The sequence below is a fragment of the Streptomyces sp. NPDC006925 genome (assembly GCF_042869575.1).
GTDB lineage: Bacteria > Actinomycetota > Actinomycetes > Streptomycetales > Streptomycetaceae > Streptomyces.
This window is the reverse complement of record NZ_JBIAGB010000009.1, coordinates 193,330-216,374: the sequence shown is the minus strand read 5'-3', so window position 1 is coordinate 216,374 and position 23,045 is coordinate 193,330. Positions and strand designations below refer to the sequence as shown.

18 protein-coding genes are annotated in these 23,045 nt (G+C 72.6%); 10 read left to right on the top strand and 8 right to left on the bottom strand.

Annotation, left to right across the window (positions count from 1 at the left end; genetic code table 11):
- Positions 1-313: 313 nt before the first annotated feature.
- Positions 314-3,178: a serine hydrolase gene (locus tag ACFYNS_RS15510; protein WP_388603208.1), complete on the bottom strand. Its 2,865-nt coding sequence runs from the start codon at positions 3,176-3,178 to the stop codon at positions 314-316.
- Between the two features lie 153 nt (positions 3,179-3,331).
- On the opposite strand from ACFYNS_RS15510, the gene ACFYNS_RS15505 reads away from it, so the two are divergent.
- From ACFYNS_RS15505 to ACFYNS_RS15495, 3 genes are all read left to right on the top strand, one after another.
- Positions 3,332-4,111, top strand: a complete 780-nt coding sequence (locus ACFYNS_RS15505; RefSeq protein ID WP_360294492.1) for a GPP34 family phosphoprotein — start codon at positions 3,332-3,334, stop codon at positions 4,109-4,111.
- A 409-nt stretch (positions 4,112-4,520) separates the two neighbouring features.
- Positions 4,521-5,381 (top strand): helix-turn-helix transcriptional regulator, encoded by an 861-nt coding sequence (locus ACFYNS_RS15500; RefSeq protein WP_360294494.1) that lies wholly within the window; start codon positions 4,521-4,523, stop codon positions 5,379-5,381.
- 268 nt (positions 5,382-5,649) lie between these two features.
- Positions 5,650-5,865 carry a DUF397 domain-containing protein gene (locus ACFYNS_RS15495; RefSeq protein WP_360294497.1) on the top strand — a complete coding sequence of 72 codons (216 nt, stop codon included), beginning with the start codon at positions 5,650-5,652 and terminating at the stop codon, positions 5,863-5,865.
- Between the two features lie 480 nt (positions 5,866-6,345).
- Here the strand turns inward: ACFYNS_RS15495 and ACFYNS_RS15490 are convergent, their stop codons facing one another.
- Complete coding sequence (locus tag ACFYNS_RS15490; protein ID WP_360294499.1) at positions 6,346-7,284, bottom strand: LysR family transcriptional regulator; 939 nt, start codon at positions 7,282-7,284, stop codon at positions 6,346-6,348.
- 92 nt (positions 7,285-7,376) lie between these two features.
- Here ACFYNS_RS15490 and ACFYNS_RS15485 point away from each other — a divergent pair, with 92 nt between their 5' ends.
- Positions 7,377-8,294, top strand: coding sequence for a PhzF family phenazine biosynthesis isomerase (locus ACFYNS_RS15485; RefSeq protein ID WP_360294502.1), 918 nt, complete (start codon positions 7,377-7,379; stop codon positions 8,292-8,294).
- A gap of 193 nt (positions 8,295-8,487) precedes the next feature.
- On the opposite strand, the gene ACFYNS_RS15480 is transcribed toward ACFYNS_RS15485, so the two are convergent.
- The 6 genes from ACFYNS_RS15480 to ACFYNS_RS15455 form a co-directional block, all read right to left on the bottom strand.
- Entirely contained in the window at positions 8,488-9,621 is a 1,134-nt protein-coding gene (locus ACFYNS_RS15480) for an ADP-ribosylglycohydrolase family protein (RefSeq protein ID WP_360294505.1), read from the bottom strand.
- Positions 9,622-9,747: 126 nt separating this feature from the next.
- Positions 9,748-12,336, bottom strand: coding sequence for a bifunctional FO biosynthesis protein CofGH (locus ACFYNS_RS15475; RefSeq protein WP_388603203.1), 2,589 nt, complete (start codon positions 12,334-12,336; stop codon positions 9,748-9,750).
- Positions 12,337-12,466: 130 nt separating this feature from the next.
- Positions 12,467-12,607 (bottom strand): hypothetical protein, encoded by a 141-nt coding sequence (locus tag ACFYNS_RS15470; RefSeq protein WP_388603200.1) that lies wholly within the window; start codon positions 12,605-12,607, stop codon positions 12,467-12,469.
- A 140-nt stretch (positions 12,608-12,747) separates the two neighbouring features.
- Positions 12,748-14,487: an amidohydrolase family protein gene (locus ACFYNS_RS15465; protein WP_360294514.1), complete on the bottom strand. Its 1,740-nt coding sequence runs from the start codon at positions 14,485-14,487 to the stop codon at positions 12,748-12,750.
- Between the two features lie 110 nt (positions 14,488-14,597).
- Positions 14,598-15,728 carry an LLM class flavin-dependent oxidoreductase gene (locus tag ACFYNS_RS15460; RefSeq protein ID WP_360294517.1) on the bottom strand — a complete coding sequence of 377 codons (1,131 nt, stop codon included), beginning with the start codon at positions 15,726-15,728 and terminating at the stop codon, positions 14,598-14,600.
- A 436-nt stretch (positions 15,729-16,164) separates the two neighbouring features.
- Positions 16,165-17,118, bottom strand: coding sequence for a TIGR03619 family F420-dependent LLM class oxidoreductase (locus ACFYNS_RS15455; protein WP_360294520.1), 954 nt, complete (start codon positions 17,116-17,118; stop codon positions 16,165-16,167).
- A 278-nt stretch (positions 17,119-17,396) separates the two neighbouring features.
- Here ACFYNS_RS15455 and ACFYNS_RS15450 point away from each other — a divergent pair, with 278 nt between their 5' ends.
- Genes ACFYNS_RS15450 through ACFYNS_RS15425 form a run of 6 tightly spaced genes read left to right on the top strand, consistent with a single transcriptional unit; the run spans position 17,397 to position 22,943 of the window.
- Positions 17,397-18,995, top strand: a complete 1,599-nt coding sequence (locus ACFYNS_RS15450) for an ATP-binding protein (protein ID WP_360294523.1) — start codon at positions 17,397-17,399, stop codon at positions 18,993-18,995.
- Positions 18,992-19,417, top strand: coding sequence for a roadblock/LC7 domain-containing protein (locus ACFYNS_RS15445; RefSeq protein ID WP_360294526.1), 426 nt, complete (start codon positions 18,992-18,994; stop codon positions 19,415-19,417). The genes ACFYNS_RS15450 and ACFYNS_RS15445 overlap by 4 nt, the downstream gene beginning before the upstream one ends.
- Positions 19,414-19,782, top strand: coding sequence for a DUF742 domain-containing protein (locus ACFYNS_RS15440; protein WP_360294528.1), 369 nt, complete (start codon positions 19,414-19,416; stop codon positions 19,780-19,782). Before ACFYNS_RS15445 ends, ACFYNS_RS15440 begins: the two co-directional genes overlap by 4 nt.
- Positions 19,754-20,425: an ATP/GTP-binding protein gene (locus ACFYNS_RS15435; protein ID WP_388603196.1), complete on the top strand. Its 672-nt coding sequence runs from the start codon at positions 19,754-19,756 to the stop codon at positions 20,423-20,425. The genes ACFYNS_RS15440 and ACFYNS_RS15435 overlap by 29 nt, the downstream gene beginning before the upstream one ends.
- On the top strand, positions 20,422-21,732 hold the full coding sequence (locus ACFYNS_RS15430; protein WP_360294531.1) for a cytochrome P450: 1,311 nt from the start codon (positions 20,422-20,424) through the stop codon (positions 21,730-21,732). The genes ACFYNS_RS15435 and ACFYNS_RS15430 overlap by 4 nt, the downstream gene beginning before the upstream one ends.
- Positions 21,702-22,943: a cytochrome P450 gene (locus ACFYNS_RS15425; RefSeq protein WP_388603194.1), complete on the top strand. Its 1,242-nt coding sequence runs from the start codon at positions 21,702-21,704 to the stop codon at positions 22,941-22,943. Before ACFYNS_RS15430 ends, ACFYNS_RS15425 begins: the two co-directional genes overlap by 31 nt.
- Positions 22,944-23,045: the final 102 nt, after the last annotated feature.

The following is a 23,045-nucleotide window of genomic DNA, read 5'->3' as shown; positions in this document are numbered from 1 at the left end:
CTGTCCGGGCACGGGTGTGCGAACGGTGCCCGTGGCGTCGTCCACGCCCGGACTCCCGGCTATCTCACCGGCGCCGGGGTCAGGCTCCGACTCCGGCGTCCGCGGTGGGTGCACAGTGGCCACTGCGCTCTCTCCCAGTCCTCCCCGTACGGATGTGCGGCTCAGATCCGCACGACGTTACCGGACGACACCCCCGCGCTCGCCCCTGCCCCACGCGCTGCGGCGCATACGCCGCGAGTCGCGTGGGGGCTCAGGCGAGCCGTGAGCCGGACATGCCGACCGGAACGGGGGACGCAGTGCGGCGCGGAATGGTTCAGCCGACGCGGGCGAGCTTGTCCCCGAACCCGGGCTCCGTCAGGTCGTCCTGCAGCGCGACGGGCACCTTGACCTGACCCGGACCGTCACCGGCGGTGAGGCTGCCGACCTTGGCGCCCGGACCGGCCTCGTGCGGGATCGTCTTCCCGCTGTCGGTCAGTGCGAGCTTCACCTTGAGGCCCGGCCAGCCCACGGCGGTCACGTCCTTGGTGGCCACCACGGGGGTCCGATTGCCCAACTGGTCGTCCACATAGCCGACGACCTGGCCCTTCTCGACCACCTTCCGCGCGGCGAGCGCGTCCTGACCGGCATCGATCAGCTTCTTGCTGGCGGCGAGCACGGTGTCCAGGATCGAGGGCTGGTACTGGCCCAGCACCGCGCCGATGATCAACTGCTTGGTGCCTCCGATCTCCTTCTCCGCCGCGAACAGCAGGTTGCCGCCCGCCTTGGTGGTCGTGCCCGTCTTGATGCCCACGACACCGTCCATCGGAACCAGCCTGTTCCAGTTGGACTGCTTCTTGCCGTTGGTGTCCTGGTAGGAGGGCTGCCGCACCACCTCCCGGAACAGCGGGCTCTCCATCACCTTCTTGCCCAGCTTGACCTGGTCGGCGGCGGTGCTCACCGTCGAGGCGGTCAGCCCGCTGGGATCGGTGTAGTGGGAGTTGGTCATACCCAGATCCTCGGCGGCGGCGTTCATCTTCTTCACGAACGCCTTCTCCGACCCCGCGTCCCAGCGCGCCAGCAGCCGTGCCACGTTGTTCGCGGAGGCGATCATGATGGCGTCCAGCGCCTCGCGCTGGGTGATCTTGTCGCCGGCCTGGACCTTGACGGTCGACTCGTTCTGCGCGCTCAGCCCCGCCTCGTCCTCGGCCTTCTGGTCGACAGGGATCAACTCGCCCTTCGACCCCTTCTTGACCGGGTGGTCGCGAAGTATGACGTAAGCGGTCATCACCTTCGCGACACTCGCGATCGGCACCGGCTTCTGCTTGCCGTGGCTGCCGAACGAGCCGAGACCGTCCACGTCGATCACCGCCTGCCCCTCGGAGGGCCAGGGCATGTCGGGCTCGGAGCCCTCGAACGTGTACGTGTCGGAAGCCGTCATCGACAGCTCCGGATCCGGCAGCGGGCGCACCGCCTGGACAACGACGAAGATCACCGCGAGGAGCAGCACCAGCGGCGTCCAGATCTTCACCCGGCGGGTGAAGGTGCGCATCGGGGTCTCGGGCGGCGGCGGGCTGTTGGTGAGCTGCGCCAGCAGGTCCAGCGGCTGCTGTCGGCCGCCGCTCCCGGCCGCCTCCGGGCTGCCCGGCATCGGCTGCTGCCGAGTGCGCTCCGGCTCGCTCTCCGCGGGGCTCGGCGCCGGCGCCTGCGTGCCCGACGCGCCCGCGGCGGGCGGCGCGGCCGAGGCCGTCGCCCACGGGTTCGCCGTCGTGGCGGCGGGGGACTCCGGAGGCGACGCCGGTCTGCCGGGCGCCGCCACGGCAGCTCCCGCCTCCGGCGGGGCCGGCTGGGCGGCGGTGCGGGGCTCGTCCGTGGACCGGAGCGGGACGAACTGGCTGGTCCGCTCGGCGTCCGACTCCGCGGCGCCGGTCCGGCCCCGGGCGGAACCGTCCCGCCGGGCCTCCCCGCCGTCCTTGCCGGGCTTGCCGTCCCTGTCGTCCTTGTCGTCCCTGTCGTCCTTGTCGGCCCTGCTGTCCTCGGCGTTCTCGCTGCCCCGTGCGCGAGGGTCGGAGGCGCCCGCGGGGGCAGCCGAACCCTTTCCTCCGGACTGCTCGGGCCGACCCGGCTTTCCCTGCTTCCCGGCACCGGCGGAGCCCTCGCCCGGCTTCGTGTCCGGCGCGCGGAAGATCGCGGTCGGCTGGTCGACGGCCTTCGCACGGCCGCCGTTCTCGGTGCTCCCGTCGGTCCCGTCGGTCCTGACGCCGTCCTCGGCGTCCGCCGCTTCTCCGGCGCCCTTGGAGGCTCCGAAGAACGCCGAGGTCAGCCGCTCGGCGCGGTCGGCGGCCGCGGCGTCGTCGCTCTTGTCAGCGGTGTCGCCCCTGCGCCGGACGACGCCGAACATGGCGGTCGGCGCGTCGCCCTGCGGGGCCGGGGCGGCCGCGTCGGCACCCTTGTCCGCTTCAGCTCCGGAGGCGGTGCCTGTGGAGGCGTCCGCGGCGGTCTCATCCTCCGGCTTCGGCCGGTAGGGCAGATCGGTGGCAGAAGCGCCGTCGGGAGCCTTCCCGGCCCTCCCGACAGCGCCGCGGTCCCCGCCGTCCGAGGTGCCGTCCGGGGCATCGCCCGCTCCGTCCGAGGTGCCGTCAGAGGCGCCGTCCGTCCGTTCCGGAACGCTGTCGCCCGACACCCAGGCGGCCACGGCGGACTTCAGCCGCTCGTCCTTGGCATCGCCCTGCGCCGGATCGCCGTCCCGCGGCGAGCCCTCGCCGTCAGCCGCGCCGCGGGGCGCCCCGTCGCCGGTTCCGCCCGGCTCGGTGGCATCACCCGCCGCGACCCCTTCCGAGCCCGCAGACGCGGACGAGTCCGCGGACTCGTCCGCAGGCTCGGACGACTCGCTCGGCTCGTCCGGTCCTGTCGTGCTGTCCGGCTCCCCGGCGGGGGGCGCGGGGGAGGGAATCACCGAGGGTGCGGCGTCCTGGGTCGTCGTACCCGCGCCGTTCTGCCCTGCGGAGCCCGATGACGGCTTCTTTTCAGCCGTCTCGTCGGGTCGCGCAACCGACCCGCCACTCCCCGTCGTCTCCCCCGACGACCTCTCCCGCTCCGACCTGTCGGGGGATTCGCCCGCCACCGATGCCTCCTGATGCTGCTGCTCGCCGCTCGCCATACCAGTTAACAGTGTCCTGTGCACCGAGGGCGCCACCGGCATGGCAGCACTCCCCCGGAGGGCGGCCTCCGAGGCCTCCCCCTGCAGCAGACGAGAACGACATACCTACTGGTTCCCTCCCATAAGGTCCGCGCACTCTCGACAGACCATTGTGAGAGGGGTCACCCTGTCATTCATCCACGCGGGGAGGCATGGATGGGCAGGAGCCGCAGAACAATTCCCGAGGAGTTGCTGCTGCTCGCCCTGGACCCGGCCACGGGTACCACGGCGCAGCCGCAGTCGCTCGACCTCGGCCTGGCCGGAGCGCAGCTAGTGGAGCTGGCTCTGGCCGGACGGATAGCCCCTGATGGGGATCGTATCGCCGTGGTGCTGCCACGGCCGACCGGAGATCCGACGCTGGACTCGGCGCTGGAACTGCTGCGCAGGCGCGGCAGCCCGGTGCGCGCGGTCCACTGGATCGGCGGGCCCCGGTTGGGGCTGCGCCAAACCTATCTCACACATCTGGAACGGTGTGGCATGGTGCACGCCGTTTCCGGCCAGATGTGCGGAGTGCTGCCGACGACGCGCTACCAGGCGACGGAGACAGCCATCAGCCGGGAGATCAGGGCCCGGCTCGACACCGCGATCCGCACCGGGGTCCCACCGGACCCACGGACAGCGGCGCTCGCCGCGCTGGCCCACGCGGTCGGACTCGGCAAGCACCTCTACCCCGGCAACGAGGGACGGTCCTGCCGATCCCGGCTGCGGGACCTCATCAGGCACGACCCGATGGGCGGCCTCGTCGCGCACGCGGTGATGGACGTCCAGAACGGCGCCGGGGCGCAGCCGCGGCGAGCTCAGGCGAGCGCGGCGAGCGGTCCCCCGCCGGGGCGCCCGGCCGCGCGGGCGACGGCGTCCACCGCGGGTCCGGCCCGGCATCTGCCGGAGCAGTCCCGGCACATGGCGGGCGGCATGGTCCGAGCGGGAGCACGCTGACGTTCGCCGCTGTCCGGACCGTCCCGTGCGGGCCGGAGGCACGGCACCAGCCGGAGGCAGGGCACCCTCCGGAGCACGCAGAGCACCACGAGCACGCACGGCACCGCACAGGAGCGGCGGGCGCCGCGCGCCTGCGGGGCACATCCGACGCCCGCGGCAGGCCGCGGGCCGCCGCGCCGGCCGTCGGTACGCCCTCGGAGCGGTGCGGGTACCAGGACGCATGCGCGGGCTCGCGGTCCGGCCGTCTCACGGCGACGACCGGATCCGCGTCCCCGCGCATGCGTTTTCGTCCCCGCATGCGCCTACCGCTGTACTCGAATCCGCACTCTCTGTTGTCATTTTCCAGCGCGAGCGCACATGTTGGTGGCAATCTGCTGGAGTAGTCGTACTTACACGGAGGTGCGGTCCCGTGGCGTCGAACGTCAACCCCACAGTCCGGCGTCGCCGACTCGGCCAGGAACTGCGCCGTCTGCGCGAGCAGCGGGGCATGACGGCCGAGGAGGTCGCGGACCGGCTGCTGGTCTCCCAGTCGAAGATCAGCAGACTGGAGAACGGCCGCCGCAGCATCAGCCAGCGGGACGTGCGCGATCTGTGCGGCGTCTACGAGGTCGAGGACCGGCGCATAGTCGACTCGCTGATGCAGATGGCCAAGGAGTCGCGCCAGCAGGGCTGGTGGCACGCGTTCGGAGACATCCCCTACAGCGTCTACATCGGGCTGGAGACGGACGCCGCCTCGCTGCGCGTCTACGAGCCCCAGGTGGTACCGGGGCTGCTGCAGACGCGGCCGTACGCGGAGGCGGTGGTCGCCGGTGCCCTGCCGGAGGCCGGTGCGGCGGACATCGAGCGCCGGGTGCAGGTCCGGATGCGCCGCCAGGAGCGCATCCGGGAGGACCGTACCCCGCTGCGGCTGTGGGCGGTGCTGGACGAGTCGGTGCTGCGCCGGGAGGTGGGCGGCAGGCACACGATGGCCGAACAGCTCGAGTACCTCAACGAGATGTCGCAGCAGCCCCATGTGACGCTCCAGGTCATGCCGTTCTCGATGGGCGCGCATCCGGGGGTGAACGGGCAGTACGCCATTCTGGAGTTCCCGGAGGCGTCGGACTCGACCGTCATCTACCTGGAGGGCGTCACCAGTGACCTCTACCTGGAGAAGGCGAACGACGTGCAGAACTACAGCGTCATGTACGAGCACCTGCGGGCGCAGGCGCTGAACCCGGACCAGACGCGCGAGTTCATCGAGGACGTGGCCAAGGAGTACGCGCGGGGCTGAGCACCGGGCGCGAGCCCCGCCCACGCGGGGAGGAACCAGGAGCACCGTTTCGCGGAGTGGACGGCCCGGCGGCTGGAGCTGCCGGGCCGTCCGGCATGTGCCGGGAGGAAGTGCAGGAAAAAGCGGGGAGGCTACACCGCAGCGCACCGCGATGTGAAGAGCTGCTTGGAATATGCCATCCGGTTGAGTGAACGACAACGTCGCGCGCCCGAATCGCCGCGTAATGTCGTTCGCACGTCAGGAACAACCCGGAAGAACCGGAGCAGACATGCCGATTCAGCAAGGAACCACCCATGCCTGGACCAAGTCCAGCTACTCCACCGGCAACGGGGCCTGCGTGGAGGTGAAGTCGCCGTCCGTGCGCACGGTGGCGGTACGGGATTCCAAGGAGCCGCAGGGACCCGCGCTCAGCTTCCTGCCGGAGGCGTGGGACGCGTTCGTGGCCCGCGTCGGCTCCGGGGGCTCCGCGACCGGCCGGGCCTGAGCCGGCAGCAGCAGTCCGTACAGCGCCGGCGGCAGGTCCGCCCCGCGCTGGACCGTGCCGTACCCGTGGCACCGGAGCCCTCTCGACTGGCCCGCCGTCCCGGCCGAGGGGGCTCGGCACCGCCGACGCGGCGCCTGCTCAGCGCAGCCGGTGCGCGGGGTGGCCGCCCCCGGGATGGCCAGGACGAGGGGCGCGACCAACTCCGCGCTCCGACGAGGGACGCGACCAACTCCGCTCTCCCCGGCCCCGCGTTCGCGGCGGCTTCGTCCAGATCCGCGAAACATGCCTCCCAGCGTTCGCGCGGGTCCCCCGGAGAACCGGAGCAGGGCCAGCCGGGCACCGAACCCCGCGGGCTGCAGCACATACGGCACCGGCGCCGGGCACCGGTGGGAGTGGCCGGTGGCCGACGTGGCGGTCGTCCTCGCCCCGGCACGGGCCCGCGGGCTCACCGGGCAGGGTCTGCCGGTGAACGCGGCGAACTCATGCGGTGACCCCGCCCGGTGTCTCAGAGCCGACGACCGGGTCCGCCCGCTCGCCCTGGAAGTGCCGCACGAGCTGGGTGGCGACGGCGTGCGCCGCGCGGGAGGGCCGACGGCGCCGGGGGCGGGCGAGGTGGACGGAGATGTGCGGGAGGGAGGGGCCGGGCACCTCGGCGAGGCGGCCGTCGCGCAGCGCCGCGGCGACGTTGGCGCGCGGCAGGACGGTGAGTCCGAGCCCGGCCGCCACACAGGAGCGTGCGGCTTCGATGCTGCCGAACCGGGTCAGCCGCGGCGGGGTGCCGGCGACCGCCTGGAGGCGCGCGGCCAGTTGGTCGCTGTAGGAGCAGCCCTGCTCGTGCAGGAAGAAGCTCTCCCGTGCCAGCTCCTGCCAGGTCGCGGCCCGTTCGCGGTCGGCCAGCGGATGGTCGGGTGCACAGAGCAGGACCAGGGGCTGTTCGGCGACGCGTTCGGTGGTGACGCCGGTCTGGTCCACCACGTCTTCCAGCAGCAGGGCGCAGTCCAGTCTGCCCGCGCGCAGCGCCGCCACGGCGTCCGCGGTCCCGTGCGGCTCCAGGTGCACTTCCACCTGCGGGTGGCGGCGGCGCAGCGCGACGATCACCGCGGGCAGGTGGGCCGAGCACAGCGTCTCGCCGGCGCCGACCACCACGGTGCCGCTGACCGGCCCGTCCTCGGTGGCGGCCGCCAGCAGCCGGGACTCGGCCTCCAGGACCTCTTCGGCGTGGGCGAGCAGCCGCCGCCCCGCGTCGGTGAGCAGTGCTCCCCGTGCGAGCCGGTCGAAGAGCCGGGTGCCCAGCATCTTCTCCAGGGATCTGATCTGCACCGTGACCGTGGACTGGGCGAGCCGCAGTTCGGCGGCGGCACCGGTGAAGCTCTCGGTTCTGGCGAGTGCGGCGAAGGTTTCCAGCAGCCGGGTGTCCATGCCCGGACCCTAGCAATGCCATCGAGAGATTCGATCGCACTCATGCATAACTATCGTTGGTAATAATGCCGCGCGGGTGCAAAAGTTCAGGCATGACTTCCTCGGCAGCTTCCACGTCCTCCTCCACCTCAGAAACCTCCTCGACCCCCGCAGCCACAGCCGCTACGGATGTTCTCCGCTACTCGGCGTTCACCTCCGACCCCGACGGCGGGAACCCGGCCGGGGTCGTCCTCGACGCCGCGCATCTCGACGCACGGCAGATGCTGGCGATCGCCGCCGAGGTCGGGTACTCCGAGACGGCGTTCGTCACCGCCCGCGACGACGGGCAGCGCCGATTCACGCTGCGCTACTTCAGTCCGCTCGCCGAGGTCGCCTTCTGCGGGCACGCCACCGTCGCCGTCTCGGTGGCCCTCGCCGGGCTGCTCGGCCCCGGTGAGCTGGTCTTCGAGACGCCCGCGGGCGAGATCCGGGTGGCGACCGCGGCCGACGACCGCGGTGCCGTGCGGGCGGCCCTCACCAGCGTCCCCACCAGGTCGCGTCCCGCACGGGACGCCGAGGTGGACGCCACGCTCACGGCGCTGGGCTGGGGCCGGGCCGACCTGGATCCGGCGCTGCCCGCGCACGTGGCCTTCGGCGGCAACGAACACCTGGTGCTGGCCGCCGCCTCCCGGGCCCGGCTGGCCGATCTGGACTACGACTTCGACGCGCTCGCCGACATCATGCGGCAGCACGGCTGGACGACGGTGCACCTGGTCTGGCGGGAGAGCGACGAACGCTTCCACGCCCGGGACCCGTTCCCCGTCGGCGGGGTCGTCGAGGACCCGGCGACCGGCGCCGCGGCGGCCGCCTTCGGAGGCTATCTGCGCGCCCTCGGGCTGCTGCCCGCCTCGGGTGAGGTCGCCGTGCGGCAGGGCGAGGACATGGGGCGGCCGAGCGATCTGACCGTCCGCATCGCACCGGACGACGCACGGGTGCGGGTCAGCGGCCATGCGGTGCCGATCGACGGGTGACTCCGGCCGGACCGTGCGCCCGCCCGTGCACCGGAAGCCGGCCCGCCCGGCCGTCCCCGCGGGGCGGCCCGGGCTGCTCGCGGGGAGGGTGCCGGAGCGCGGCCGCGTCCGGCGGGCTGGGCCGACAGGCGTCCGGCGGACTCCGGCCGACTGGGCTACGCGTGGCCGACCGGGCTACGCGCGGCCGACCGGGTCACGCGCGCGGGTAGCGGGCCAGCCACCCCGGGGACGCGGAGCCGGGCTCGTGCAGCGCGGGGCCCTGCGTCATCTCCATGGCGAAGTCGTCGGCCAGCTCCAGGATCGTCGCGCGGCCTTCGATCTCGGCCACCCAGCCGGGCGGAAGTGACGTTTCTCCATGCATGGCGCCCAGCAGGTTCCCGCAGACGGAACCGGTGGAGTCGCTGTCCCCGCCGTGGTTGACGGCCAGCAGCAGACCGTGCCGGACATCCTCGGCGACCAGCGCGCAGTAGACCCCGATGGACAGCGCCTCCTCGGCCGTCCAGCCCTCCCCCAGCGCCGCCACCCGCTCCGGCGAGGGCATGCCCTGGCGAACGGCGCCCAGTGCGCGCTTGAGCGCGTCGGTCGTCTCCTGATGCCCCGGCCGGGCCGCCAGCTGCACCAGAGCGCGCTGGACGGCGGTGTCCAGGTCCTCGCCCCTCGCGAGGGTGTGGACGATCGCGGCGAAGGCCCCGGCGGCCAGGCAACCGGTGGGGTGCCCGTGCGTCTGCGCGGCGCACTCCACCGCGAGTTGGAAGACCAGCCCCGGCTCCCAGCCCACCAGCAGCCCGAACGGCGCCGAGCGCATGACCGTGCCGCAGCCCTTGGACTGCGGGTTCTTCGGCTGCTCCAGGGTGCCCATGCGAGCGTCCGCCAGCCCACTGAGGCAGGCGTTGCCCGGTGCCCTGCGGGCGTAGAGCCACTCCTCGCGGGCGAGCCAGCCGTCGTCCGCGCGGCGTTCGTCCGGGCCCCAGTCGCGCTGGGTGGCGGCCCAGCGGCGGTAGGCGGCGTGCACGTCGGTCGGCGGGTGCCACGCTCCGGTGTCCCGGCGCACATGGGCGCGGATGAGGCCGTCGACGGTGAACAGCGTCATCTGGGTGTCGTCGGTGACCGCTCCTCTGCGCCCGTACGCGGGCACATAGTCGGTGACGCCCTCCTGGCCGCACTTCCCGCGGATGGCGGCCAGCGAGTCGAACTCGACCCCGGCGCCGAGCGCATCGCCCAGCGCTCCGCCCAGCAGGCAGCCGCGCACCCGGCTGCGGAAGTCCTGCTGCTCGGACCGGCCCCATATGGCCGTCACGCCACCGTCCCCGCCGCCCGCGCCTGTCACGATCCGCTGCCCCTCCTCCGTTCGTGGCCCCCGCACTCTAGTCAAGGAACGGGCCGGACGGAGGAGGGCCGCGGGAGCCGTCCGGTGCGGCCCGGGTTTCCGGGACGGGGACCGGACGGCGCGGCGTCACACCAGCGGCAGCAGCTCCGGCAGCCGCCCGTCCGAGGCGTGTGCGGCCGCGACGCGTTCGGCCGGGACCTCGCCGTAGCCGGTGGTGCGCGGACGCGCCGGGCGGCCCGCTGCGTCCGCGATGGCGACCAGGTCCTTGATGGACCGGTAGGAGCCGTAGGAGGAGCCCGCCATCCGGGAGATGGTCTCCTCCATGAGGGTGCCGCCCAGGTCGTTGGCGCCGGAGCGGAGCATCTCGGCGGCGCCCTCGGTGCCGAGTTTGACCCAGCTCGTCTGGATGTTGGGGATCCACGGGTGCAGCAGCAGCCGGGCCATGGCGGTGACGGAGCGGTTCTCCCGGTCCGTGGGGCCGGGGCGGGCGATACCGGCGAGGTAGACGGGCGCGTTGGTGTGGATGAAGGGCAGCGTCACGAACTCGCTGAATCCGGCCAGCCCCTTCTCCCGCGCGGACTGCTGGGTGCGGGCCAGCAGCCGCAGATGGCCCAGCCAGTGCCGGGGCTGGTCCACGTGCCCGTACATCATCGTGGACGTGGAGCCCAGGCCCACCTCGTGCGCCGTGGTGACGACGTCGAGCCAGGTCGCGGTGGGCAGCTTGCCCTTGGTGAGGATCCAGCGGACCTCGTCGTCCAGGATCTCCGCGGCCGTGCCCGGGATGGAGTCCAGTCCGGCCTCCTTGGCGGCCGTCAGCCACTCGCGGACGGACATACCGGTGCGGGAGGCGCCGTTGACCACCTCCATCGGGGAGAAGGCGTGCACGTGGATGCCCGGGACGCGCTCCTTGACCGCGCGGACGATGTCGAAGTAGGCGGTGCCGGGCAGGTCCGGGTGGATGCCGCCCTGCATGCACACCTCGACCGCGCCCACGTCCCACGCCTGCTGGGCGCGGTCGGCGACCTGCTCCAGCGACAGGGTGAAGGCGTCGGCGTCGGTGCGGCGCTGCGCGAACGCGCAGAAGCGGCAGCCCGTGTAGCAGACGTTGGTGAAGTTGATGTTGCGGGTGACCACGTACGTCACGTCGTCGCCGACCGCGTCGCGGCGCACGTCGTCCGCCGTGCGGCAGAGCGCGTCCAGCGCCGGTCCGTCGGCGTGCAGCAGGGCGAGGGCCTGCTCGTCGGTGAGCCGCGTGGGGTCCTCGGCGGCCTGGCCGAGCGCCTCGCGCACATCCGCGTCGACCCGCTCGGGCACCATCCCGGGCGCCGCGCGCTCGCGCAGCTCCTCCCAGTCGCCGTAGACCTCGTCGAAGTCGTCCCGGCGGTCGCCGGTGCGGCCCTCGGTGTCGATGCTGCGGTGCAGATCGGTGCGGCCCATCGGGGTGAAGCCCTCGTCCGGCTCCTGCCAGGGCAGCCCCTGGGGGCGTACCCCGGCGCGTGCCAGCCCCGTCTCCGGGTCGGCCAGCGCCTGTACGTGCGGCAGCACCCGCGGGTCCAGCCACGGCTCGCCGCGCCGGACGAACTCGGGGTAGACGGCCAGCCGCTCGCGCAGCTCGAACCCGGCCGTGCGGCTGTGCTCCGCCAGCTCGTCGATGTGCGGCCAGGGGCGCTCGGGGTTGACGTGGTCGGGGGTGAGCGGGGAGACGCCGCCCCAGTCGTCGATGCCCGCGTCGATCAGCCGCGCGTACTCGGCGTCCACCAGGTTGGGCGGGGCCTGGAGGCAGCCGGAGGGGCCCAGCAGCAGCCGCGCCACGGCGACGGTGGCGACCAGGTCGTCCAGCTCCGCGTCCGGCATGCCGCGCATCGCGGTGTCCGGCTTGGCGCGGAAGTTCTGGATGATCAGCTCCTGGACACCGTGGTAGGCCCGCTGCACCCGGCGCAGCGCGAACAGCGAATCGGCGCGCTCCTCGTACGTCTCGCCGATGCCGATGAGCAGTCCGCTGGTGAAGGGGACGTTCGAGCGGCCGGCGTCCTCCAGCACCCGCAGGCGCACCGCCGGCTCCTTGTCGGGCGAGCCGAAGTGCGGCGCTCCCGGTTCGCTCCACAGCCGTTCGGCGGTGGTCTCCAGCATCATGCCCATGGAGGGCGCGACGGGCTTGAGCCGCTGGAAGTCGGTCCAGGACAGCACCCCGGGGTTGAGGTGCGGCAGCAGGCCGGTCTCCTCCAGGATGCGGATGGAGACCGCACGGACGTAGGCGAGGGTGTCGTCGTACCCCTCGGCCTCCAGCCAGGCCCGGGCCTCGGGCCAGCGGTCCTCGGGCTTGTCCCCGAGGGTGATCAGCGCTTCCTTGCAGCCCAGTTCGGCGCCGCGGCGGGCGATGTCGAGGACCTCGTCCATCGACATGTACATCCCGTGCCCCTCGCGGCGCAGCTTGCCGGGCACGGTGACGAAGGTGCAGTAGTGGCACTTGTCGCGGCACAGCCTGGTGAGGGGCAGGAAGACGCTCTTGGAGTACGTGATGACACCGGGCCGGCCGGCCGCCGCCAGGCCCGCGTCCCGCACCCGGGCCGCCGACGCGGTGAGGTCGGCGAGGTCGTCGCCCCGCGCCTGGAGGAGCACCGCGGCTTCCGTCCCGTCGAGCGCGACCCCGTCCCGCGCCCGCTTCAGGGCCCGCCGCATCGCGTTGGCCGTCGGCGTCTGTCCGTGTGAGGTCATCCTCCGAGCGTAGCCCGCGGCGCGGACGGCCGGGAGCGGGGTGACCTGCGGACTCCGGCGGTGTTCCGACGCGGGGGCACCGGGGCCACGCCCCGCGCGCCCCGGACCGGACGCCGGCCCGCCGCACCGGTCACAGGTACCGCGCGTGGTCGTCCAGGGTGCGCAGCACCTCTGTCTCGGAGCCGGAGGGCAGGTGCGGCAGCACCTCCTCGGCGCCCGGGTCCCGGTAGTGGCGCAGCTTTCCCGGGGAGGGGAGGACGTAGCCGGGCACGACCGCGGGGCCGCCGGTGCGCCCGGCGGCCCGCCAGCCGTCCCGGAGGGCCGGGACGGCCTCCCCCAGCCCGCTGCCGCCGGGCGGCGCCGGCGGACGTGGTGCTGGCGCCGGGTGCCCGGCCGGCCCGGTGGAGTGCGCTAGCGGGTGCCGACGGTCTCCGTGTCGCGGCCGGAGCGCAGGATCCTGCCGGGGACGGCGCCGGTCACCCGGTCGTCGCGGACGGTCTCGACTCCGTTGACCCAGACTCCGACGACTCCGGTGGCCCGGGAGTCCAGCCGCGGACTGTCGCCGGGCAGGTCGTGCACGAGGGTCGCCTGGCCCGCGTCGATCCGCTCCGGGTCGAAGAGCACCAGGTCGGCATGGCAGCCCTCGCGGACCCGGCCGCGGTCGCGCAGTCCGAACAGCCGGGCCGGTTCGTCGGTGAGCATCCGCACGGCGCGCTCCAGCCCGACCAGCTTCCGGCCGCGCAGGCAGTCGCCCAGAAAGCGTGTGGTGTAGGGCGCTCCGCACATGCGGTCCAGGTGGGCGCCCGCGTCCGAGCCGCCGAGCAGGACGTCCGGGTGCTCCCAGGTCCGCCTGCGCAGCTCCCAGCTCGCCGGGTCGTTGTCGGTGGGCATCGGCCACAGCACCGTGCGCAGGTCGTCCTCGGCGCAGATGTCCACCAGGCAGGCGAAGGGGTCCTGGCCCCGCTCGGCGGCGATGTCGCCCACGACGCGGCCGGTCAGCCCTCCGTTCGCGGAGGCGTAGGTGTCGCCGACGATGTACCGGTCGAAGCGGGCCAGGCGGCGGAAGACGCCCGCTTCCTCGCTGTCCGCGTGGCGCAGCAGCTCCGCGCGGACGCCGGGGTCGCGCAGCCGCGTGAGGCGTTCGGGCAGCGGCAGCCCGAGGATGTCGCCCCAGCCGGGGATCAGGTTGAGCGCGCAGAAGCTGCCCAGTGACATGTTCATCGGGGTGAGGATGGGCATGGTGAGCGCGACGACGCGGCCGCCTTCCCGGCGGGCCTGCTCGGCGGCGGCCAGTTGGCGCGGCACCCGGTCCGGGACGGCGGCGTCGATGGTGAGCACGTTCCAGTTCAGTGGCCGTCCGGCGGCGGCCGACATCCGGGTGAACAGGTCGATCTCCGCGTCGGAGAACTGGTCGAGGCAGCCGGTGACGATGGCCTCGATCTGGGTGCCCTCGTGCTCGCCGACGGCGCGGGAGAGCGCCAGCAGCTCCGCCGGTGCGGCGTGCCGGGAGGCCACCGGGTTGCCGTCGCCGTCGGAGTGGGTGTTGGAGCGCGTGGTGGACAGGCCCCAGGCGCCCGCTTCCATCGCCTCGTGCAGGAGCCGCACCATCCTGTCGGTCTGGTCCGCGTCGGGCTGCCCGCCGACGGCTTCCTGCCCCATGACGTACCGGCGGAGTGCGCAGTGGCCCGCCATGAAACCGGCGTTGACCGCGGTCCGCCCTTCCAGCGCGGTCAGGTAGTCGTCGAAGGAGTGCCAGTCCCAGGGCGCTCCCTCCTCCAGCGCGACCAGTGACATGCCTTCCACCTTGGCCATCATCCGCCGGGTGTAGTCGGCGTCCTGGGGGCGTTCGGGGTGGAGCGGGGCCAGGGTGAAGCCGCAGTTGCCGCCGACGACGGTGGTGACGCCGTGGTTCATGGAGGGCGTGGCGTAGGGGTCCCAGAACAGCTGCGCGTCGTAGTGGGTGTGCGGGTCCACGAATCCGGGCGCGAGCACGAGTCCGGTGGCGTCCTGGCTGCTGCGGGCCTCCTCGCGGAGCGTGCCGGGTTCGGCGACGTGGGCGATCCGGCCGTCCCGGAGGGCGACGTCGGCCCGGTGGGCGGGCGCCCCGGTGCCGTCGACGACGGTGGCGCCCGTGATGAGGTGGTCGAGCATGCTGCGGGGTCCTCCTTCGGTCGTCCTGCGCCGGCACCGCCGCACGTGGCGCCGGGCGGTGCCGGGGCGGCGGGCGGTGCCGGGGCGGCGGGCCGGGGCGGCGGTCGGGGTCAGCCGTTGCGGGCCGCGTCGCGGAAGCGGGTGGTGCGGTGCACCGGGTCGGTGTCGATGTGCGGGATGACGTGCTCGCCGATGAGCTTGATGGTGTTCATGGTGTCCTCGTACGGGATGCCGATGGGGAGCCCGAAGGAGAGCTGGTCGGCTCCCGCCTGCTCCCAGCGCTTGCACTGGCGGAGCACCTCTTCGGGGTTGCCGCAGATCATCAGTTCCTCGGCGATGAGCAGGTCGACGACCTCCTCGGTGTATTCCGGGATCAGTTCGGGCCACTGCGGGATGCCCTGGGGGCGGGGGAAGGTGTCGTGGTAGCGGAAGAGCAGCGACTGGAGGTAGTTGAGCCCGCCCTCGACGGCGATCCGCCTTGCCTTCTCGGTGGTCTCCGCGCAGATCGCGGTGGAGGTGACCATGACGTTGTCGTTGACGAAGTCCCCGACGGGCCGCGCGTCCTCGACCGCGCCCTTGTAGGACTCCAGCACCCACTCCATGTCGGAGACCTTCTGGACGCTGAAGCCCAGCACTCCCAGCCCCTTCTTCGCGGCCATCGCATACGACGGCGGCGACCCGGCCGCGTACCACATCGCGGGGTGTGAACCCCCGTACGGCTTGGGGAGGATCTTGCGTGGGGGCAACGACCAGTGCTTCCCCTGAAACCCCTGGTACTCGTCCTGGAGCCACATCCTGGGGAACTCGGCGATCGTCTCCTCCCAGATCTCCTTGGTGTGGTTCATGTCGGTGACGCCCGGCAGGAACCCCAGGATCTCGTGCGAGCCGGCGCCGCGGCCGGAGCCGAACTCGAAGCGCCCGCCGGAGAGGTGGTCGAGCATGGCGACCCGCTCGGCGACCTTCACCGGGTGGTTGACCTGCGGGAGCGGGTTGAAGATGCCCGAGCCCAGGTGGATGCGGTCGGTGGCGTGCGCGAGGTAGCCGAGGAAGACGTCGTTGGCGGACAGGTGGCTGTACTCCTCCAGGAAGTGGTGCTCGGAGGCCCAGGCGTACTTGAAGCCGGAGGCGTCCGCCTGGATGACGTACTCGGTCTCCTCGACCAGTGCCCGGTGCTCGGCCTGCGGCTCGGCCTGGGCCCGCGCGGCGGGCACGTATCCCTGAACAAAGAGCCCGAACTCCACGGTGTCATCTCCTTGGGCGGTGCTGCGGATTTTCTGACGGAGCGTCAGATCTCACTGGGGCCGACTCTGGCACCGGGCCGCGGGGCCGTCAATACGACGGAGGGCCTGCAGCCGGACAGGGAAGGGGCGCCGCGCACGTGAAGAGAAGGTGAAGAGCCGATCACCGACAGCGGGAGGACTTGCGAAGTCTTCCTGGTGGAATTCTGCGCACTGTCGCATTCACCGGCGCTGACGTTCCACACGCGAAGGAGCAAATTTCCACGTCCTGCGTGTCCCGGGTGTCGGCGCCGCGACGCCCGTTCGCGATTCCGCCCGCCGGCCCCGCCGACGCCGCGAGCACACTCGCGGGGCACCGGCGGACAGACGGGCGCACAGGCAAACAGGCACGGGCACGGGCACCCGCGCACACCGGCACACGGGACCGCGCGGACGGGACCTAGCGCTCGCCCAGGAGCGGGGCGACGTCCTGGGCGAAGAGGGCCAGTTGGTCGAGCAGCTCCTCGGCGGACCGGCTGCGGAAGCGCAGCTGGAGCTGGGTGACGCCCATGGCGAGGTAGGGGCGGAGCGCTTCGGCGACGGCGTCGGGCGCACCGTGGTGGGTGCGGCGGCCCACATCCCAGGCGGGGCGGCCGACGTAGAGGGGCTCGGCGAGGGCGCCGACGGTGAAGGGCTCCCCGGCCAGCCCGGCATCCGAGCGGAGCCGGCGGATGCGGTCGATCTTGGGCGGCAGCGCCTCGCGCGGGTCGCCCTGCGGGAGCCAGCCGTCTCCGCGCAGCGCGGCGCGGCGCACGGCGCGGGGCGAGGAGCCTCCCACCCACAGGGGCGGCCGCGGGCGCTGCACGGGGCGCGGCTGCTGGCCCAGGTCGGCGAAGGCGTAGTGGCTGCCCGCGAAGGAGGGGAACTCCTCCTCGCCCAGAGCCGCCTTCAGCGCGTCGACGGACTCGTCCAGCAGCGCACCGCGCGCGGCGAAGTCGACGCCGAGCGCCGCGAACTCCTCGCGCACATGTCCGGCGCCCACGCCGAGGACGAGCCGCCCGGCGGAGAGGCGGTCGACAGTGGCGTACTGCTTGGCGACGGCGAGGGGGTGACGCAGTCCGACGACGGCGACGTGGCTGAGCAGGGCGACGCGTTCGGTGGCGGCGGCCAGGAAGGCGAGGGTGGCCACCGGGTCGTACCAGACGGTGCTCATGGCGCCGGCCAGCCTGCGGGGCACGGCCACGTGGTCGCAGCAGCCGATGTAGGCGTATCCGTGCCGGTCCGCGGCGCGGGCGACGGCCTCCAGTTCGGCGGGGCCGGCGGCGGCCTCCCAGGGCTCGGCGTAGAGGGTGCTCTGCGACTGGACCGGTAGCTGGATGCCGAAGGCCGTCCGCCCGGGAGGGAAAGTCAGCACCGGACCATCGTGTGACTTGACGGTACGTCAGACAAGGGTCTGCGCTACAGGGTCCAGGAATCCACACGACGGACCAGGTGCCTGAGAATCGCTCAGGGGTGCTAGCCTCAGCGCCGCGTGGCGCGTTTGCGCTCGGTAATCAGGAGTACTGATTCCGCATCTGGCTGCGCGCGCTGCGCCACTGAGGGAACATGGCACGACTGCTGTTCACTGATCAGTTCGCGAGCAGTCCGCGAACTGGCCGGCCCGCACGACAATCCAATCGCTCAAGGACGCCGATGACCGAGATACCGGTGGCGCTGACCGTCATCCTGTCCGTGGGAACGGCGGCGGCCGTGGCACTCGCCCTCCTGCTGGCGCGTTCGGCTCGGGAGGCGAAGCGGCTGCGGCAGCGCTCCGCCACCGCCGAGAAGGATCTGCAGGACGCGCTGCGCCAGCAGGCGGCCCTCGCCGGACGGGCGCAGGCGACCGAGGCGGAGGTCCGGCACCTTGCGACCGCCCGCGTCCCGGACCTGACCGCCGCGCTCGCCCACCCCAACGTCCCCGTACGCGGCCTGCTCGACCAAGGCTTCCAGGGCACCGAGCTGGACCGTTCGCTGACCGGGGTCCTGGAGCAGGTCAGCAACGCGGTCACCAAGGAGCGGCTGCGCGTGGACGGCGCGGCGCAGGCCTCCATGCGGGGTGCGACGACGACCATCCAGGCGCTGCTCTACCAGCTGCAGACGCGGCTGCAGACGATGCAGGAGCGCTACGACGATCCGTTCGTGGCCGAGGACCTGCTGGCCGCCGACTTCCTCAACGAGCAGGCGCTGCGCCGCATCCAGTCCACCGCGATCGTCTGCGGGGCCTGGCCCGGGCTGACCCGGCAGAACTCGCACCTGGGCGACATCGTCGTCGGTGCGATGTCGCGGCTCAGCGGCTACGAGCGCGTCCAGGTCACCAACCAGCTGCGGGACCCGGTGGGCGTGGTGGCGCGGGCCGTGGAGCCCGGCGCCGTGGTCCTCACCGAGCTGCTCGCCAACGCGCTCCACTACTCGCACCCCGAGCTCCCCGTTGCAGTGACGATTCAGCAGGGCAACCGCGGGGCCTCGGTGATCATCGATGATGCCGGTGTCGGCATGCACGCCGAGGAGATGGAACGTGCCCAGCGCATGATGTCGGGCCAGGAGACCACGCTCCTGACCGAGCTGGGCGACCCGCCCAAGACCGGTTTCGCCGCGGTGGGGCAGCTCGCCCGGCAGTACGGCTTCACGGCGTCCGTGGAGCCGTCCCCGTACGGCGGTGTACGCGCCATCATCCACATCCCCGGCGATCCGCTGCTGACGCTGCTCGACGAGGAGGAGCAGCCGATGTCCCCCATGGCCCCGGTGCCGCGCAGCAACGCGAGCGCCGCCCCGCCGGTCCCCTCCGCGCTGCCGGGGCACGCGGTGCCGCAGCGTCCGCCCCAGGGCGAACCCACGGCAGGCACCACCGCCTCGGCGTACGCGCAGCCCGGGCCGGACGCCGCTCAGCAGGCCCCGCCGTCCGACGAGGACCTGCCGCGCCGCAGGCGCCGCCGGCCGGTGCCCGACGCCACCCTGGGGGCCGCGCCGGGTGCCTCGGGCCAGGTGCCGGCCGAGGAAGTGCCGCAGTCGACCGGGCGGCACGCGCAGCCGCCGCAGGCCCCGCAGCAGCCGCAGGCGTCGCCGGAGCAGAGTGCGGAGCGCTGGGCGGCCTTCCAGCGCGGCACCAACTCGGGACGCGCGGCGGTCGACGAGGGCACCGAGGCGGGTGGCGCGAACCCGGCGTCCGCAGCACCGTCCCCCCATCACGGCTTCGCGGTCGCCGACGACCACTACGCCGATCCCCGTTCCGCTGAAGGGAATCCGCAGGAATGACAATCCCCGCACGCAGGGCACTCCGGGACGACACCTCATGGGTGCTGGGCCCGTTGCTGGAGCTGCCGCACGTCATCCACGCGGCCGTCATCTCCGGCGACGGCCTCATCGAGGGACGCTCGCCGCACCTGGAGCGGGACGCCGCGGAGGGTGTGGCCGCGATGCTCTCCGCGCTCCAAGGCGCGGCCCGGACGACGACGGCGGCGTTCGCCGGGTCGTTCGAGGCGCGGCTGCGCCAGACCGTGGTGGAGTCCGACCACGGCTGGGTCTTCGCCATCCCCGCGGGTGAGAACACCACGCTGGCCGTCTTCGCCGGCCCCGACGTGAACATGGGCGTGGTCACTCACCAGATGCAGGTACAGGTCGCGTCGCTGGGTGCGAAGACCATGAGCAGCCCGGCGAGGAACGACACGACCCTATGACTCCGCCGCCCCGTGACGGCAGGCGCCTGGTGCCTGCGTATCTGGCGACGACCGGACGAGCCCGGCCCAGCCGCAACACCCTCGACCGCCTCACCGTGCTGCACGGTGCGGCGGATCCCGCGACGGTCTCCGGGCTCCGCCCGGAGGAGATCCGGCTGCTGGAGCTGCTGCGCGGCGGTGCGCTGTCGCTCGCCGAGGCCTCCGCGCATCTGCGGCTCCCGGTCAGTGTGGTCAAGGTCCTGGTGGCCGACCTGGTGGACGCGGGCCGGCTGATGGCCCGCGCTCCGATTCCCGACGCCGAACTGCCGGAGCGGCAGATTCTGGAGAAAGTTCTCAATGGACTCCGCACTCTCAAGTCCTCCTAGTCCGGAGACCCCGTCGGGCTCCGCGTCGCCGGCAGGCTCCATATACCTGGACGACAAGCCGCAGACGCTGGTGAAGCTGCTGGTCGCGGGGCCGTTCGGGGTGGGAAAGACCACCTTCATCCGCTCACTTTCCGAGACGCAGCCGCTGCACACCGAGGAGGTGATGACCCGCACCGGCGCGCTGGTCGACGACCTGGCCGGGGTGCGGGACAAGACCACCACCACGGTCGCCATCGACTTCGGGCGGCTGACCCTGCCCGGTGATCTGGTGCTGTACATGTTCGGCACTCCGGGGCAGCGCCGGTTCCGCCCGCTGTGGCAGGACATCGCCCGCGGCGCGCTGGGTGCCCTGGTGCTCGCCGACACCCGTCGCCTCGCCGACTCCTTCGAGGTGATGGACATGATCGAGGAGGCGGGGCTGCGGTACGCGGTGGCCGTCAACTCCTTCCCCGACTCCCCGCAGCACCAGGCCGAGACCCTGCGGGACCATCTCGACCTGCACCCGGAGACCCCTCTGGTGGTGTGCGACGCGCGCGACCGGAGCCAGTCGGCGGACGCGCTGATCGCGCTCGTCAGCCACGTCCTGGAAGCCCTCGACCAGCAACAGCAGAGCCAGCCGCAGCCGTCCCAGGAGCCTTCTTGAGCACCGTCCCACCGGGGAACCAGCCCTCCGGCCAGATGCCGCCGCCGCTCTCCCGGCCCAACCACGAGGTCACCCCGCTGTACGGGGAGGAGTTCGCGGCGGATCCGTACGCCGTCTACGACCGGCTGCGCAAGTACGGCGCCCTCGCCCCCGTGGAGATCGCCCCCGGGGTGGGCGCCATGCTGGTGATCGACTACCGGGCCGCGCTCGACCTGCTGCACGACCCGGCCACCTGGTCGAAGGACTCCAGCATCTGGCTGAACAGCGTGCCGGAGGACTCGGCCGTGATGCCGATGCTGCGCGGCCGGCCCAACGCGCTGTTCACCGACGGTGAGACGCATGCCCGCTACCGGAAGGTCATCGCCGACAGCTTCGGGCGGCAGGAACCGCACGAGATGCGGAAGAACGTCCAGGAGGTCGCCGACTCCCTGATCGCGAGCTTCGCCGCGGACGGTCAGGCAGACCTGATCGGCCAGTTCGCCCGGGTGCTGCCGCTGCTCTACTTCAACCGGGCCTTCGGTCTGCCCGACGAGGAGAGCGAGCTGCTGATCCAGGGCATCATGGGGATGTTCGACGGCAAGACGCCCGAGGAGGCGGCGGCCGCCGATGCCGCCTACACCCGCTACGTCACCGAACTGACGCAGCTCAAGCAGCGGGAGCCCGGCCAGGATCTGACGTCCTGGTTCATGCAGCACCCCGCCATGCTGAGTGCCGAGGAGATCGTCCACCAGATCGTGCTGACGCTGGGCGCCAGTTACGAGCCGCTCTCCAACCTGATCGGCAACGCGCTCAGCCGGATGCTGGTCGACGACCGCTACTACGGCAACCTCTCCGGTGGTGCGCTCACGGCTCGCGACGCGCTGCACGACGTGCTGCGCAACGAGCCGCCGATGGCCAACTACTCGGCGCACTACCCGCGCCGGGACGTGTACTTCCACGGGGTGTGGCTGCGGGCGGGCCAGCTCGTGCTGGTCTCCTACGCGGCGGCCTCCACGCAGAGCGGACGGTCCGCGCCGGGCGAGAGCACGGGCGCCGCCGGATCCGGCGGCGGCGCGCACCTGGCCTGGGCCGCGGGCCCGCACGCCTGCCCCGCGCAGCAGCCCGCACTCCTCATCGCCACGACGGCCATCGAGCGGCTCACCGCCTGGCTGTCGGACATCGAGCTGACGGTGCCCTACGACCAGCTGGCCTGGCGGCCGGGCCCGTTCCAGCGCGGACTCGTCTCGCTGCCCGCGCGGTTCAGCCCCGTCAGTCCCGACACCGCAGGAGGAAAGCCGTGGAAGCACAGCAGCAGACAGTCCGGATAGATCCGCTGGGGCGGGACATCCACGGTGAGGCCGCACACATACGCGGGCTGGGATCCGCCGCGCTGGTCGAGCTGCCCGCCGGGGTGCACGCCTGGTACATCAGCGAGTTCGAGGTGCTCAAGCAGCTGCTGCGGGATCCTCGGGTCTCCAAGGACCCCCGTCAGCACTGGCCTCCCTGGCAGCGGGGCGAGTTCCGCGACACCTGGCTGCTGACCTGGCTCGACCGGGAGAACATGCTGTGCTCCTACGGGGAGGACCACAAGCGGCTCCGGAAACTGGTCGCGCCCGCGTTCACCGCACGCCGGACGGCTGCCATGCTGCCCCGGGTGGAGCGGATCACCACCGAGCTGCTGGACGCCATGGAAGTCCGGGCGCGGCGGGACGGGCCGGGCGGCGAGCCGCTGGATCTGCGTTCGGCCTACGCGCATCCGCTGCCGATGAACGTCATCTGCGAGCTGTTCGGGGTTCCCGAGGAGCAGCGGCCCGAGATGAAGCGGCTGATGGACCTGATCATGGACACCACACTGTCGGCCGAGCAGGCCGGGCAGACGGCGGTGGACATGCAGGCCGCCTGCACCGCGCTGAGCGAGGCCAAGCGTGCCGAGCCGGGTGAGGACCTGACCAGCGTGCTGGTCTCGGCGCGGGACGAGGAGGGCAGCGCACTCTCCGAGAAGGAACTGCTGGACACCCTGCTGCTGATGATCGGAGCCGGGCACGAGACCACCGTCAACCTGATCGGCAACGCCGTCCACGCACTGCTCACCCATCCCGAGCAACTCCACCTGGTGCGGGAGGCCAAGGCGTCCTGGGACGATGTGATCGAGGAGACCCTGCGCTGGGCGCCCAGTATCGCCAATCTCCCGCTGCGCTTCGCGGTCGAGGAGATCGAGCTGCCGGACGGGACCACCATCCGGCAGGGTGACGCGATCGTGTCCACCATCGCCTCGGCCAATCGTGACCCCGTCAAGTACGGCGGGACCGCTGCTGAGTTCGACGTCCTGCGGTCCGGCGGCGAGCATCTGGCGTTCGGCCACGGAGTGCACTTCTGCCTGGGTGCGCCGCTGGCTCGGATGGAGGCGCGTATCGCGCTGCCCGCGCTCTTCGACCGCTTCCCGGATCTGGCGTTGGCCGTTCCGCCCGAGGACCTGGCCCAGGTGCCCTCGGCCATCGCGCACGGCTTCGCGACCCTGCCGGTGCGGCCGCTGGGCTGAGCCCCGAGGGTGTCCCGAGCAGTCGGTGGCGGGGAGCGGACGGCCCGACCGGGCCGCAGCCGCCTTCCGCCGCGTCCTCGGCGCCGGCCACGCCTCCCGGGG

What these genes read in the sequence shown, in the direction of transcription:
- ACFYNS_RS15465 (WP_360294514.1), bottom strand. Translation starts at nt 14,487, where the DNA reads ATGCTCGACCACCTCATCACGGGCGCCACCGTCGTCGACGGCACCGGG.
- ACFYNS_RS15445 (WP_360294526.1), top strand. Translation starts at nt 18,992, where the DNA reads ATGACAATCCCCGCACGCAGGGCACTCCGGGACGACACCTCATGGGTG.
- ACFYNS_RS15475 (WP_388603203.1), bottom strand. Translation starts at nt 12,336, where the DNA reads ATGACCTCACACGGACAGACGCCGACGGCCAACGCGATGCGGCGGGCC.
- ACFYNS_RS15450 (WP_360294523.1), top strand. Translation starts at nt 17,397, where the DNA reads ATGACCGAGATACCGGTGGCGCTGACCGTCATCCTGTCCGTGGGAACG.
- ACFYNS_RS15440 (WP_360294528.1), top strand. Translation starts at nt 19,414, where the DNA reads ATGACTCCGCCGCCCCGTGACGGCAGGCGCCTGGTGCCTGCGTATCTG.
- ACFYNS_RS15510 (WP_388603208.1), bottom strand. Translation starts at nt 3,178, where the DNA reads ATGCCGGTGGCGCCCTCGGTGCACAGGACACTGTTAACTGGTATGGCG.
- ACFYNS_RS15495 (WP_360294497.1), top strand. Translation starts at nt 5,650, where the DNA reads ATGCCGATTCAGCAAGGAACCACCCATGCCTGGACCAAGTCCAGCTAC.
- ACFYNS_RS15435 (WP_388603196.1), top strand. Translation starts at nt 19,754, where the DNA reads ATGGACTCCGCACTCTCAAGTCCTCCTAGTCCGGAGACCCCGTCGGGC.
- ACFYNS_RS15485 (WP_360294502.1), top strand. Translation starts at nt 7,377, where the DNA reads ATGACTTCCTCGGCAGCTTCCACGTCCTCCTCCACCTCAGAAACCTCC.
- ACFYNS_RS15490 (WP_360294499.1), bottom strand. Translation starts at nt 7,284, where the DNA reads ATGGACACCCGGCTGCTGGAAACCTTCGCCGCACTCGCCAGAACCGAG.
- ACFYNS_RS15505 (WP_360294492.1), top strand. Translation starts at nt 3,332, where the DNA reads ATGGGCAGGAGCCGCAGAACAATTCCCGAGGAGTTGCTGCTGCTCGCC.